Below are 14,792 nucleotides of genomic sequence, written 5' to 3' on the forward strand. Positions count from 1 at the left end.
GAGTTTTGCAACACAAGCTTACCGAAGTTCGCCGATGACCACCCGCGAAACTGACCGGACACTACAGCGCTTTTTCGATTAGCGCGTGTCCGGTCAGCTTCGCTACCGGCAGAAGCTACACCACCGCCGGGGACACGACCCTGCACGGAGTGCGGAGGCAACTCAATATTAGCTCGAGGACGTTGGTCCATGGCGGGATGGTTCGACTGGCAGGCGTCGCGAAATGGTTTCGATCGCTGCACCGCCATAAATCATCCTGCGTCGCTCCATTACGCAAGGGCGCTTGTACGTTTTTGCGCATGATGCTAAAAAAATGGCGCATCACGCGGGGGCGGGGGCAAGACAATGATACAATTGCGGACGAGTGCCGATTCAATCCCGAAACCGATGCTTGGTTCACCAGCACCTTGGTTTAAGGCGCATGTTTTGGATGTGAATCCCCGATATAGTTTTCACACTGTTGCGGGCCGCGTGGTTGTCCTGTTTTTTATGGGTTCGGCTGCAGCACCAGAGATCAAATCGGCGCACGACATACTGATCAGTGCCGCCGACCGTTTCGACGACCGGCAATGCTGCTTGTTCGGCATCACGACCGACCCCGACGACGAGACTGCCGACAGGATAAAAACCCGGCTTCCCGGCATCCGCTACATCCTCGACGATGATCGCGCCGTCAGTGCAGAATATGGTGCCAGCCATGCAGGTTCCGACCTCTACGAACCATATGTCATGATCCTCGACCGCCAGTTGCGGGTTGCTGGACGATTTCTCATCCGCGATGTTCAGGCCGCGTTAGCACTGGCTGATAAGCTGATCGGCGAATGCGCCCCCGAAGATTGGGCGCCGGTGCTGCTGATCCCGCGGCTGTTCGATCAAGCCACCTGTAAGACGCTGATCAACATCTATGATGCCGAAGGCGGCGAGGATTCTGGTTTCATGCGCGAAGTCGATGGCAAGACCGTCTCGGTGATCGATCATGGCCACAAGCGCCGGTCCGACGTCACGATCAAGGACCAGGAATTGTGCAAGATGCTCAGCGCTCGGGTCAACCATTGCCTGCGCCCCGCCATCCACCGCGCCTTCAATTTCGATGCAACGCGGATGGAGCGGTACATCGTCGCCTGTTATGAGGCGTCGGTCGGCGGTCATTTTCGCGCGCACCGTGACAATACGACGAAGGGCACCGCGCACCGCCGATTTGCGGTAACGATCAACCTCAACGACGATTTCGACGGTGGCGAGCTACGGTTTCCTGAATTCGGTACGCGGACCTATCGCCCGCCGGCGGGTGGCGCGATCGTGTTCGGTTGCGGCCTGCTCCACGAAGCGACTCCGGTCACTCGCGGCCGCCGCTATGCCTTCCTGCCGTTTCTGTATGACGACGCAGCCGCCGCGCTGCGCGAAGCGAACAACCAGTTTCTAGGCGAAGGGGTCGGCGCCTATCGGCAATAGCCGCGGCGCTTCGCTTCACAGTTCGATCGAGATTTTCACGTTCTGCGCCTTGATACCGGCCAGCGCGGCGATGCTGAGTTTCGCCGCATAGATCATGATGCTGAGCCGCTGCGGATTGGCGAGTCCTGCCGGGATCTCGCCCTGGTGCCAGCCGTTCAACATCATTTCGCTGACGTCTTCGTCGGGGACGGCCGCCTCGAGGCCGCCGACGAGTTCGAGCTGTGAGATGCCAAGCACGCTTGCCAGCACCCGCAAATTGCTGAGGCGTGGCTGGGTCTTGCCCGACTCCCACGCCCAGATTGTCGGTCGGCTTAGTCCCGTCCGCTCCGCAAGCTCGGACCGGCTGATACCGCATTGCTCGCGAAATCGGCGAAGCCGCGTCGGCAGCGCCTCACCCATTTCATATTCGATCGAGCGTGCCGAAGCGCTCATTGCAGTGGCGCTCTGCCGCATTGGCGCGGCCTATCCCATTCCGCGCCGGGGACGATCCAGCCGAATTTGACATCGATTTCGTTGCAGACATTCCTAACCATTGACGCCCCCCCCCTCAAGCAACGCGCCACGATGGATCTCCACCTGCCCGAAATCGCAGTTTTCTGTCATTCCCTGATGGGGACACGCCAAAACCGGGCTGTCCCACGACCGAACTGTTCGCCCGGCCTCCGACGCGCCACCTATCGCTAGAAAGCCGTCCCTAACGAGATCGAAAATGTCTTCGCCCGATCGCCAGTCTGCCGCACAACCGGCTGCGCGACGTTGAAACGCAGCTTGCCCGGGCCGGCGTTGAAAGACAGGCCCAAACCGACCGCAACGCGCGGTTTAGGCGAATTGCCGATCAGCCGTTCGCCGGGCAACAGCCTGGCTTTCGAGGCGCCAAAAACGGACCCGGCATCAACAAAGACGCTGGGGGTAACGCCGAATCTTTCCATCGCCCCTTCGATCCGAAACGACATTTCCAGCCGCCCGACATAATAGGCGCGGCCGCCGACCGCCGTCGTCAGACCGGCAGGCGCAGTCAACGGAACGACCTTTGGCCCGATGCCGCGCAGGTCGAAACCGCGCATGCTGCTACCGCCAATATAGAAGCGGTCAAACAGCGGAATCTCCCGGCCGCCGATCGGTTTCATCCAACCGCCTTCTACGCCCAGGGAAACGTCGATCTCGCCGCTGAGGCGGCGGTGAAGGGTCGCGGCGACGCGCGTGCGCGCATAGCGTGTTGTACCGCCCGGCCCCGCGAGATCCTGGGTGATCCGTAACTGGTAGCCGCGCGCCGGGTCCACCGCGCTATCGCGGCGATCGAGGCTGAGCGAGATGCTGATCACCGAGCTTGTCGACTGGCCTAGCGCGTTGCAAAACGGGCTGCCGTGAAGGCCAACATCGCATTGTGCATTTTTCAGGCCGATCTTGAAATTCTCGTTCGAATATCGATAGTTCGCCGCGACGCGAAGCCCACGGCCAAGCCGCTTGCCAAGATATATGTTCGCACCGCGCACTGTTTGCAGAAACACCGAGGATTTCTCTTGCGCATCGAAACCGACCGCCGTCGATCGTGAATAGAAAAACGTCGGTGCCGCCGACAGCTTGCTGCCCATGAAATTGGCATCGGCGACCCCGAATTCGAACAATCGCTGAATTTTCGAATAGCGCGCCGAGGCGGTGATGTTGCGGCCAGGCGCGCCAATATTGGTGCGCGCAATCTTCACCGTTCCCACCGGACCTTCGAGCGACGAATAGCCGCCTGAAAAGGCCAGACCGCCGCGCGGCAGCGTCTTGATAGACAAGAGGTCGGTTTCGCTGGCTTGGCCGTCGGCGCCGTCGATGCCGCCCGCCTCGTCGGATGTGGTATCGACGAAGCTGTCGTCCGCGCCTTCACCCTCCGCCGACGCCATGCCGAGCTTCGACGCCTCGGGCCGCGCGCCCAGTGCGGCGCGGCGCGCGGCGGGGTCACCCAGCCACGGCGCCGTCGATACATCGGCATCGAAGGCGGGGAATTTGCGCATGTTCGCCGCCGCTTTGCGCCCGACCGGCTTGCTGCCACCAATGGCGAAGCACGGTGGGCCCATCCGGTTCTGCGCTGCCACGACGCACGCCAGATTGACCATATCGGCGGGCAGCGCCGGTAAATCAAAAGCGGTAATCGGTGCAGAAGGTCCGAACGGCACGGGAATGCTCGGCCTTAGAGTCGTCGGAATGGCTTTTGCACCGACGCGCACTGGACGACTGCGCGTTGCGGCCTTCACGCCGCGCGCGACGCCACGCGGTTGCGCAACTGCCGCCGCCCGCTTGCCCGCAATCTTGCCGCGCTTGGGGGCAACACAGCTGACGCATGTGGCATGCCCCAGTGTAAGCGTCTCCGCGGTGCCAGCCATCAGAGCTTTCCGTCGCGCACCGGCATCGCCCAGCCAAAGCGCACGCTCGCCATCGACCGTCCGGCCAGCGAGTTCTTCGTTGATTGCCGCCGCCGGAACGGCAGTGGTATTTTTGCCGCCGAAGCTCTGCCCATCGCTGGCCGAAGGGGTCGCCGCAGCCACCGCCGCCGAGATCGGCGCTTCCCAATCAATGATCAGCGGCGGCGACGCCGTATCCGGGTCAGGATCGGCCAAGCGTGTCGGCGCTCTTACTCCCGCCACTTCCGGCGCGATTGCTGCGGTCAGAATAAGGGCGTCCGAACTGTCCGTACCGGCTGTGGTTGCAAACTCAGCGTGCGCCTTTTCGATTGGCCGCCCTTCTTGGAGCGCCAGCACGCGGGCCATCGCCGTCGATTGGCGAAGCGCGGCATGGGGCGGGGTCTGGACGATTTCGCGCTCGCGCGCGTGGAGAGATGGGGTTTCGCCCACTCCGAATATGACCGCAACGCCCAGCGCAGTGCCCTGCACCGCCTGCCGAACGCCCCGGAGCAATATTCCGTATCCCGCCAACCTCTTCCCCCCATTTTGCCGGCCGACCCCGGCTTTTACCTCCACCAAAGCCGCGTCGGGGTCATCCTTCCCGGAAGGATCGATTGAAGCTGTCGATCATAGGCTGGAACAGATATTGCAGCAGCGAGCTCGATCCCAAGTCGATATAGACTTCAGCCGGCATGCCCGACATCAACTGGACATCGGGATATTTCTTCAGCTGCGCGGCGGATATCTCGACGATCACCTTGTAGTAAATTTGCTGCGCGTCCTTGTCGTAGATCGCGTCGGGGCTGACTTCCTTGACGGTGCCGAGCAGGTTCGGGATCACACGCGCTTTGTACGGCGTCAGCTTGATTTCCGCCTTGAGCCCGCGGTGGACCATGTCGATATCGATCGGCCGCAACCGCGCCGACACGACGATTTTTTCCGACGTAGGAACGATGTCGAGGATCGGCTGCCCCGCCCCGATGACGCCACCAGGGGTGATCAACCGCAGATTGGCGACGCGGCCCGCGACCGGCGCGATCACCTGTTGCCGGGTTCGAATGTCATCGCTGACTTTCAGTTTTTCGCGCGCCTCGGCGATGAGCAACCGGACTTCGCGCTGCTGGCCCGTCGCCTCGAGCACCATTTGCCCGCGCAGTGACACCATCTGGGCGCGCGTCTCGCCAATCGTATCGCGAAGCCGGTCGAGGTTGTTGGTCAGCTTACCGCGCTCGCCGTCGACCAGCGCCTTTTGCCGCTGCAGCGCGAGCAGCCGCGATCTGCGCTCCAACCCTTCGTCGACCAGCATGTCGACGCCCATTTGTTCGTCGTCGAGCAATTTCGCCTGGTCGGAAAGCGCCGCGATCTGGGCGCCCGAACTGCGGATGTCGGCGTTCGACTGCCCGATCCGTTGCGACAGGATCTGCGCCTGCTCCGACAGGCCGCGTCGCCGCGAGGCGAATTCGGCATTCGACGCGGCAATGATCTCCCTGACCTCGGGATCGCTGCCCGCGGCCAGTAGCTCGGCTGGATAGTTCACCGTCGGGAGGCCGAGCCGTTCGGCGGTCAGCCGCGCGTCCTGCGCCAGCAAGCCGTAAAAGCTCGAGCGCAAGGCTGCATCCGACGCATCATTCTTGGTCGCGTCAAACAGCACCAGCGGCTCGCCGGCCCGTACCGCCTGCCCTTCCTTCACCAGGAACTGGCGGACGATCCCGCCCTCCAGATGCTGGACCGTGCGCCGCCCACCACCCTCTGCCTCCAGAAACCCGCTCGCGATCGCCGCGCTATTTAAGGGCGCCGCCCAGCTCCAGATAGCAAAGACCAGCACGAACAGGCCGATCGACACAAGTGCCAGCCGCATCGACCCTCGCACACGCGGACCAGCAGATTCGTGGTCCGGTGACGGCAGAGCCAGGCGCACCGGGTCGCCGTCGGCGCCCAGGCGAAAGGGGATGTTCATGCTTCCATTCCCCCTTGTTTGAACATCGCCGGATTAGCCTTGGCGGGATCTCCCCGCGGCGGCGCCTCGCCCGTCGGGATCGCACGCTTGCGTCCAGCCATTTCGTCGACGACGGTGCGGGCATCGCCGAACTTCGCGACTTGGCCATCCATCATCAGCAATATCTTGTCCGCCAGCTCGAGCAGATTGGCGCGGTGCGAGACAATGATCGTCGTCATGTTCAGCGCCTTCAGCTTCTTGATCGTCGCCAGCAAGGCGGCATCGCCTCGGGCGTCGAGGCTGGCGTTGGGTTCGTCGAGCACTATGAGCGGCGGCAGCCCGAACAGCGCGCGGGCGAGTCCGATGCGCTGACGTTGCCCCCCTGACAGTTGATGCCCGCCGTCGGTGAGCACGCAGTCATAGCCGCCATCAAGGTGGAGGATCATCTCGTGGCAATCGGCCAGCTTCGCCGCCGCAATCACATCAGCATCGCGCGCGTCAGGCCGGAACCGACCGATATTCTCACGGATTGATCCGGGCAGCAATTCGACGTCTTGCGGCAGATAGCCGACGTTCGGCCCGAAATCGCTGCGCATCCAATCGAAGGTGTCGGCGCCATCGAGGCGCACATGCCCCGAAACCGGCTTCAGCACCCCGACGAGAAGCCGCGACAAGGTCGTCTTGCCCGATGCCGACGGCCCCACGATCGCCAGCGCCGTTCCCGCATCGATCGCGAAGCTGACATTCTTCAAAATCGCGCCCTTCATCCCGGGGGCAGCATAGGTCAGATTTTCGATCGCCATGCTGCCCGAAGGCTTGGGCAGTGCCATCTGCGACGGGCGCGGGGTCGGCATGTCGCAGAAGCGCGACAGGCGTTGCAGGCTTTCACGCGCGAGCACGAACTGTTTCCAATAGCTCATCGCCGCCTCGATCGGCGCCAGCAACCGGGCGATCAGGATCGACCCGGCGATCATCGCACCGCCGGTCAGTTGTTGTTCGAGCACGAGCAATGCCCCCACGCCCAGCACCGCGATCTGGACCAGATTGCGAACGAACTTCATCCACGCCAGAATCTTGCTCGACTGGAACTGCGTCCCATCGACCGCTTCGGTTTCGGCGACATAACGGTCCCGCCAGTGCGCGACGGTATCCTTGCCCATCCCCATCGCGTCGATCACTTCGCTGTTGCGCACCAGCGATTCGGCATATTGCATGTTGCTGGTGGCGAGCGACTGGGTCTCGCTGATTGCCGTGCGCGTGATCCGCTCATTGTACCAGGTCAGCCCGAACAGCATCGCCGCGCCGACCGTCGAGATAATTCCGAACACTGGATGCAGCAGGAATACGACAAGCAGGTAAAACGGCACCCACAGCATATCGACAACGCTGAACACCGTCGGGGTCGAGATGAAATTCTTCACCTGCGCCATCTCGCGCAATGCCTCGAGCCGGACATTCGGCGCGATCAGCCGTTGTTCGAGCGAGCGGAGCAACAGCGTCGGACCGAGTTGCTGCGCCATCCAGGTGCCGACGCGGTTCGCCACCTGTTGCCGGATCCCGTCGAGCATCGAACCCAATGCAATCACCAGCGTGATCGCTAGTGCGAGGAAGAACAACGTGTCCTTGCTCTGACTGGTCAGGACGCGGTCAAAGACCTGCATCATGTAAAGCGACATGGCGAGCGCCGCCATGTTGGTGATCGCCGAGAACAGGATCAGCCGCATCGCGATCGGCTTTTGCGGGATCAAAAGCTTTTTGAGCAGATTGTCCGGATTGGCAGACGCTCGCCCAGCGGCGAGAGGGTTCCAGGCCATGCTCAGCGCTCCCTGAGGGACGGACTATCCGCGGCGTGCAGCGGCAGCACGAGCCCCGATATCAAACCGGCGAGCTCCATCTGGCGGTGGACGCCCAACTTCGCGCGCACGCGCTTCAGATAGGTCCGCGCCGTTTCCTCCGACAGTCCGCATCCCTCCGCCGCATTGCAAAGGCTGCTCGATTTCAGAAAATGGCCGAGGAACCGCTGTTCGGACGGGAGCAAGCCGAGCGCTTCGAGCAGCGACGTCGGCGCATCGACCTTGCCCGGCCCCATGATGATCACCATCGCGCAGCGGGTCATGCTGTCACCGGTGCGCGACTTGGCAGAGATAACATAAGCCAAACGCCATTCGCCATCGCGGCAATCGAGCCGGAAGACATCCTCGACCGGCGCATCGGGCGCTGCGGTGGCGGCGCGGCGGATGCTTTCGCGCAGCTGCTTGGCCTGCGCCGGATTGGCGGCAACGATCTTGCCATCGGCGGCGCGGAGCAACCATTTACGCTGTTCGACCAACCCGGTCGCGGCGCTGTTCAGGAACAGCGGCTGACCATCGGAAGACAACAAAGCCATCGCCATCGACACGCGGTCGAACATTCCTTCGAGCATTGCCGAGCGCTGCGACTGTTGGGCAAGCTGCGCCACGCCGGTCGCCGACTCGGCGAGCAGCGGCGCGATCAATTGCAGCGAAGCTGCATCGCGATCGCTGAAATGCGCACCGCCATCCTGGCGGAAGAATAGCGCGCGAATGGCCTTACCCTCGCGCTTCATCTGGATTGCCATGCCGTGGTGAAGCGGACTTTCGGCGTCGGCATCAACCCGCCCCGTCGCCGCGCCGAACAGGGCGCCGGAGAATTGGAAATGATGCACCGGCTGCTCGCCGATCCGCACCCATACGTCTTCCATCATCGCCAGCAGGCGCCGGGTCGCTGCAGGGTCGCCGCGCACCTGATCAAACCCGATCAAAAAGGCGTGACGTTGCTGTCCGGCGCCCGCCGCGGACACCGTCAAGATCGCCGATGCCACGTCGAATTGCGCCAGATAGTCATGCCAGAGCCGCCGGGTATTCGCTGCAACATCGACCGACAGCGGGTGATCCGCCATGACGTCATGAAAATCGCCGCCCGACACCCCCTCGAACAGGTGGGAGTCGTCGCGGACGGCTTCTGCATACGGCGTTGAAAAATCCATGGTCGCAGACATATTGCCCCCAATAATCATCGGTCCCGTAACGAAGCCAAAGCTCGCCACAGGGGATTCACGCGCGACCATGATGTCTGACGCGAGGCTCTGGTTACGGTCCAAAACGCACGCGCCCACCGGGGTTGCCTGAAGCATTTTTTACCCGGCGTTGCCTGTCGATTGATGCGAATCGCTCGATAGCGTCGCCTGCCGTGACGGATGCTGGCGACGACCTTTGTCTATTTCGATTCGGCGGATTGAGTCTATTATCCCCTCGGACATATCCGTTAGAGTAGTTTCCCGTTCTGCCACCGCGCATTACTCTTTGATAACCACGAAAAGAGGGGTCGGCGCTCGAATCCGCGATGATTCAGGAGGGGTGACGTGCGGAAATCTTGGATTTTTTGGGCGAGCGCCATGAGCGCTCCCGTCGCTGTAGCGACGTTTGCGATTGCCGCGACTCCGCTGCTGGCGCAATCGGCGTCGCCTGCCGTGGCACCATCGAGCACGATGGCCGCTCTCGCCCGGCAGGTGGTCATCTCCAGCCCCGACATCGCGGCGCAGCGTCATCAGGTGCGGGTTTCCGCTGCGCGGCTGCAGGCAGCGGAAGCCGGCTATCTGCCAACGATCGAGGCGAACGGCACCGTCCAGCGGCGCGAGATCGACATCAAGAATGGCAGCAGCACCAACGACGCGCGCTATACCGCCGGACAGGCCGGGATCGAGGCGCGATTGCGCTTCTACGACGGCAACCGGACCTATAATGGCGTCAAGATCGCCAAGGCCGAACTCGAGGCGACCAGCGCCGGACTCGATGCGATCACGTCGGACATCTTGCTGGAACTGCTGACCAGCGCCGCCGACGTCCATCTAAGCCGCAAAATCCTGCAATATTCACAGGCACAGAGCGAGGCGATCGGTGAACAGCTGCGCGCAACGTCGCGCCGCCTCGAATTCGGCGAAGCCACGCGCACCGACGAAGAACTGGCGCGGGCGCGGCTGGCGACGTCGCAAGCCGGGGTGCTCGCCGCGACCGAAGAGCTTGGCGTCAATGGGCACCGCTTTCGCAACGTCAGCGGCCAGTCGGGAACGATGGTGCCCCCACTGCCGCCGCTCGCCGCGGTACCGGCTTCGCTCGCCGCGGCGCAAAAGATCGCCCAGGATGCCGCGCCGCGACTGCGCGCCGCGCGGCTCAATGCCCAGGCCGGGAGGTCGGGGGTCCCCTTCGCGACCGGCGCGTTGCTCCCGCAACTCGATGCGGTGAGCGGTTATGACTATCTGACCGGCGGCGCCGCCAATACGTTCACGGGCAAATATCCCGACGATCGTTCATCGCTATATTACGGTCTGGAACTGCGCGTGCCGATTTTCCTGCCGCGCGACCATGCCGAGGTTCGCCGCGCACGCGCCGTCCGCGATCAGCGCCTGTCGCAAACCGACATGGCGGCGCGAACGGTTGCAGAAGAAGTCGCGAGCGCCTGGACACGCTGGCAGTCAGCGAAGAGCACGATCATTGCCGCCGATGCGGCGGTCGCGGCAACCCAGGAAGCGGCCGAAGGTATCAAGAAAGAGGCTGTCGGCGGCAACCGCACCCTCACAGATGTACTGAATGCGCAGAACGAGCTCCTGACCGCGCGCGTCACGCTGGAGAGCGCGAACCGCAATGAATTTGTCGCGCGCGCCAGTTTGCTGGCAGCGACCGGTCAGCTCGACGCGAAAGCGATCCTTGACGGGCGCTGCTGCGGCGCCGACGTCATCGACCGCCCCGGCATGTCGGCGCTGGGCCGACCGTCCATGGCCAGCCCGGGCGAGACGATGGCCGACCCTGCGGCATCGGCCCGGCCGCAGATGTCGTCGCTGGGCCGCACGCCCGATCCGGCGCCCGATCGTTCCGCCAACGAGCAGACCGGCGAGGCCATCAACTCGGCACGCCCTGCATCCTCGGCCTTGGGCCGCAAGCTGAACTGAGATCCGATCTTGCATAAGGGCCGGCTTGTTTCGCCCCGCTGCGGAACGGCAGAAATCCGCACGTCCGGTTAAAAACTCGCCGACCGCGCCCCGGTGATCTGCCCCAAAATGAACCACTTCACAAAATTGCTCGCCATGTCCCCAAGCAGGAATGTGCGGTCCCCCTGCCCCGCCATATCCCATCGTCATGGCTGCGGATTTTCGCGGTCATTTGGGGGGATGGCAAAGCCGAGTCGGCAAATCTGCATCCCTGCGACCCACCAATGAAGAGGATAGCGAAATGCCTACAGTTGGATCTTCTAACGCACCAACCAATCCAAAAATGCCCACTGCACGTGGACAGGTATTGGGAACGAATGCGGTCGATTTCATCGATCTGAACACTCTCGTCCACACCGCGGCCTTGCCCTATAATGCGCGCGGCAATGGCGGGGCAGACACCGTCTATGGCAACAATCTCGACAATGATCTGTATGGCGATGCCGGCGATGACAATGTCGTCGGACGGAGCGGCAATGATCGCATCGATGGTGGAACTGGCAACGACACGCTGATCGGTGACCAGGCCTCGTTCGTCGTCGTCGGCCCCGGCGACGTCGACTATATCGGCGACGATAATGGCGCCGCCGATGGCAATGACACGCTGCTTGGCGGTGCCGGCAACGACACGGCCTGGGGCGGCGGCGGAAACGACTTCCTCCGCGGCGACGCTGGCAATGACGTGCTCTATGGCCAATCGGGCGATGACCGCGCCGATGGCGGGGCTGGCGACGACATCGTCGATGGCGGCACCGGTAACGACAATCTCTATGGTGGCACCGAAACCGACGTGGTGACCGGTGGCGACGGCGACGATTATATCGATGGCGGCACGAACGCCAATGGCATCGACCAGCTTTCGGGCGGTGACGGCAACGATGTGATCTTCGGCGACAAAGGCGTCAATCGTAAGGCCGATGAAGATTTTGCTTACAATCAAAGCAATTATAACAAGGGCATTGGCCATGCCGACAACATCTCCGGCGGCGCTGGCGACGACCAGATCTTCGGTCAAGGCGGCGACGATGTGATCGACGGCGACAACGGCGACGATCTGCTGTGGGGCGATGACGGCAACGACACGATCTTTGGCGGCAACGGCTATGACCAGCTCGACGGAGGCGAAGGCGACGACGTTCTCTTGGGTGAAGACGGCGACGACGAACTCAACGGCGATGCGGGCAATGATGTCATCCGCGGCGGCGCGGGTCTTGATTTTGTTCAGGGCGGCGCCGACGATGACGACATCGGCGGCGGTGCCGACGACGACGTGCTGAACGGCAACGACGGCGACGATCTTGTTCATGGTGACGATGGCAATGATCTGATCTGGGGCCAGAGCGGCGATGACGAACTGTACGGCGACGATGGCGACGACGTGATCCGCGGCAACGGGGATCCCTTCTTCGATCCGTCCGATCCGTCGACCACCGACAATGACTTCATCTCGGGCGGTGACGGCAACGACACCATCAACGGCGACGAGGGCAATGACGTTCTCGAAGGTAATGACGGCGACGACCTGATTGCTGGTGACGCTGGCGCTGACAACATTGATGGCGGCGCAGGCGACGACAACCTCTCCGGCAATGACGGCAACGATGTCATTGCGGGCGCTGATGGCGACGACGTGATCTTCGGCAACAATGGCAACGACAATCTGTCGGGCAATGACGGCGACGACGATGTCTATGGCGGTGCCGGCAATGACACCATCAACGGCAATGACGGCAACGACTTCCTGGCTGGTGAAGCTGGCAACGACACCATGTTCGGCGGCGACGGCGACGACTTCATGTCGGGTGACCTGGCGACGGACGGTCTGGGCCTTCCGGGTGGCGGCAACGACTTCATGTCGGGCGGCGACGGCAACGACTTCATGCAAGGCGGCTTTGGCGCCGACGTGATGAACGGCGATGACGGCGATGACACCATCTTTGGTGACACCGGCAATGACACCATCGATGGTGGCCTTGGCGATGACTATCTCGAAGGTGAACAGGGCAACGACAAGATCACCGGTGGCGAAGGCGACGACCATATGTCGGGCGGCACGGGCAAGGATCTGTTCCTGTTCGACTCGACCGATGCATCGCCGGGCTTCGGCAATGATGTCATCGGCGCGCCGGGCTTCCTGGGATCGGGCCGCGACTTCAACCTCGCGAACCGTGACACGCTGGTCTTCGACGTCGATGCTGGCTTCGATCCGGATCTCGATATGTTCGTGCTGACCGGCGACTGGGATGGCCAGGGCGACGCGCTCGACGTGTTCATCTTCACCGCAGCCGGTTCGGTGCTGATCGAGGACTTCTGGGAAGGCGCTTCGGCTCCTATTGCGGCGATCGCGGCATTGGGCGGCTATGACTCGGTTGCTGCGCTCAATGCGTACAGCCAGGGCAATGCGTCCTACGACATGATCACGTTCGTCTGAGGACAAGGCTTCGTACGGGGAGCCACTCCTCGACGGACCTCTGCTAACTGGAGGGCAGGCCGCGGCCTGCCCTCCTTTTTGCATTGGGGTGCCAGGATAATATGTCGCCGCCGCAGTTAATTGCATCGTCGCGGCCAGGCTAGTTTTTGCAGTGTCCCCATCAGGGAATGGCCGGAAACCGCGCTTTCCGCCAATTTTTACACAAGGATGACATGGCAAGAATCATCCTAACGATGCCTGCTTCAGCCGAGCAGGTCTGCAGAGACAGGGTGTAAGCATAATAAGGAATCTATCGACGACCCGGCGGCAATATAGTCCTCCGACAATTGGTAGATCTTCGAGTCCGGTCAGCTTGCGCTGGCTAGCCGTGTCCGCCGCCACGCCCCCTGGCGGCGGCCGGCGTCGAAGCCTCATCGTTCGTTTCCATAGCGCCGCGACGTTGCCGGCCGCAGCTCGAGTTCGACCATGAAGCATGCATTCCTCTTTTGTTTTGCGCTGGCGATGGCCGCGCTGCAGGCACCGCCCGCGGGCAACGCCCCGGCATTGAGCATTCCGGTCGATTGTAGCATCGGCCAATCCTGCCTGGTCCAGAAGCTCGTCGATCACGATCCGGGGCCCGGCCGCCGCGACTATCGCTGCGGCCAGCTTACGACGAACGGGCATGACGGGATCGATATCCGCCTGCGCACGATGGCCGACATGCGAACCGGCTTTGCCGTCGTCGCAGCCGCCGCCGGAACGGTGCTGCGCACCCGCGATGGCGAGCCCGACGTCAGCGTCGACGAACGGACATCGCCGGGCGGCAAGGACGCGGGCAATGCGATCGTAATTGAACATGGTGACGGCTGGCAGACCCAGTACAGCCATCTGCGCCAAGGCAGCATCGTCGTCCGCCCCGGCCAGCACGTCGTGGTCGGCGAAAAAATCGGGCAGGTCGGGCTGTCGGGCAATAGCGAATTCCCGCATCTTCACTTCACGGTTCGCCATAACGGCGAGGCGGTCGACCCTTTTGTTGGAAACGGCCCGCCGCCGCCGTGCAACATCGATGCGCCCAGTTCGGGCCTTTGGACAGCCGCGGCGGCACACATCCTCAGTTACCAGCCCGCCGCGGTGATCACCGGCGGCCTCGCATCAACGGTGCCGGCCAAGGCGGTTGCCCAGCGCGACCCGCCGCCGGCGTTGACCGGACAGCAGGCACCGCTGATCCTGTGGATCGACGCGATCGGCGCGCGTGCAGGCGACCGACAGATGTTCTCGATCACGGGACCGAGCGGACAGATCGTGCATGACCAGCGAGCGCTCGTCGCCGATGGCGGCCTCAGCTGGTTTGCATATAGCGGCAAACGCGCGCCCGCCGCGGGCTGGCCCAAAGGCCGCTATTCTGGCCGCTATGCCCTGCAACGTGGCGAAACGATAATCGCGCAATTCGAAACATATGGCCTGATAAGATAAACACTCCTTTTGATAACAAACTGAACAACGTTTTTCCTCAAAAACTGCTAATATATGCTCTTATATCAAACTAGATTTTATAATATTATTCAGGCAAATATCTAAAATTTTTCCATTTTTATCTATGCATAT

Annotated in this window: 9 protein-coding genes; 4 read left to right on the forward strand and 5 right to left on the reverse strand. The window is 62.4% G+C overall.

The annotated features are described in order from the left end of the window. Positions 1-387: 387 nt before the first annotated feature. Positions 388-1,452 carry a 2OG-Fe(II) oxygenase gene (locus K0M74_RS11985; protein WP_293972432.1) on the forward strand — a complete coding sequence of 355 codons (1,065 nt, stop codon included), beginning with the start codon at positions 388-390 and terminating at the stop codon, positions 1,450-1,452. A 15-nt stretch (positions 1,453-1,467) separates the two neighbouring features. On the opposite strand, the gene K0M74_RS11990 is transcribed toward K0M74_RS11985, so the two are convergent. The 5 genes from K0M74_RS11990 to K0M74_RS12010 all read right to left on the reverse strand — a co-directional run bounded on the left by K0M74_RS11990 (position 1,468) and on the right by K0M74_RS12010 (position 8,791). After that, on the reverse strand, positions 1,468-1,884 hold the full coding sequence (locus tag K0M74_RS11990) for a helix-turn-helix transcriptional regulator (protein ID WP_293972435.1): 417 nt from the start codon (positions 1,882-1,884) through the stop codon (positions 1,468-1,470). 248 nt (positions 1,885-2,132) lie between these two features. Next, positions 2,133-4,352 carry a BamA/TamA family outer membrane protein gene (locus tag K0M74_RS11995; RefSeq protein ID WP_293972438.1) on the reverse strand — a complete coding sequence of 740 codons (2,220 nt, stop codon included), beginning with the start codon at positions 4,350-4,352 and terminating at the stop codon, positions 2,133-2,135. A 79-nt stretch (positions 4,353-4,431) separates the two neighbouring features. After that, positions 4,432-5,796: an HlyD family type I secretion periplasmic adaptor subunit gene (locus tag K0M74_RS12000; protein ID WP_293972441.1), complete on the reverse strand. Its 1,365-nt coding sequence runs from the start codon at positions 5,794-5,796 to the stop codon at positions 4,432-4,434. Beyond that, positions 5,793-7,589: a type I secretion system permease/ATPase gene (locus K0M74_RS12005; protein WP_293972444.1), complete on the reverse strand. Its 1,797-nt coding sequence runs from the start codon at positions 7,587-7,589 to the stop codon at positions 5,793-5,795. The genes K0M74_RS12000 and K0M74_RS12005 overlap by 4 nt, the downstream gene beginning before the upstream one ends. A 2-nt stretch (positions 7,590-7,591) precedes the next feature. Continuing rightward, positions 7,592-8,791 carry a hypothetical protein gene (locus K0M74_RS12010; RefSeq protein ID WP_293972447.1) on the reverse strand — a complete coding sequence of 400 codons (1,200 nt, stop codon included), beginning with the start codon at positions 8,789-8,791 and terminating at the stop codon, positions 7,592-7,594. A gap of 396 nt (positions 8,792-9,187) precedes the next feature. Here K0M74_RS12010 and K0M74_RS12015 point away from each other — a divergent pair, with 396 nt between their 5' ends. The 3 genes from K0M74_RS12015 (at position 9,188) to K0M74_RS12025 (ending at position 14,660) form a co-directional block, all read left to right on the forward strand. Beyond that, on the forward strand, positions 9,188-10,738 hold the full coding sequence (locus K0M74_RS12015) for a TolC family protein (RefSeq protein WP_293972450.1): 1,551 nt from the start codon (positions 9,188-9,190) through the stop codon (positions 10,736-10,738). A 322-nt stretch (positions 10,739-11,060) separates the two neighbouring features. Then, positions 11,061-13,208: a calcium-binding protein gene (locus tag K0M74_RS12020; RefSeq protein WP_293972453.1), complete on the forward strand. Its 2,148-nt coding sequence runs from the start codon at positions 11,061-11,063 to the stop codon at positions 13,206-13,208. A gap of 465 nt (positions 13,209-13,673) precedes the next feature. Further along, the gene (locus K0M74_RS12025; RefSeq protein ID WP_293972456.1) at positions 13,674-14,660 is read left to right on the forward strand and encodes a M23 family metallopeptidase; all 987 of its coding nucleotides are present in this window, start codon (positions 13,674-13,676) and stop codon (positions 14,658-14,660) included. Positions 14,661-14,792: the final 132 nt, after the last annotated feature.

This window comes from Sphingopyxis sp. (genome assembly GCF_019459305.1).
Classification (GTDB): Bacteria; Pseudomonadota; Alphaproteobacteria; order Sphingomonadales; family Sphingomonadaceae; genus Sphingopyxis.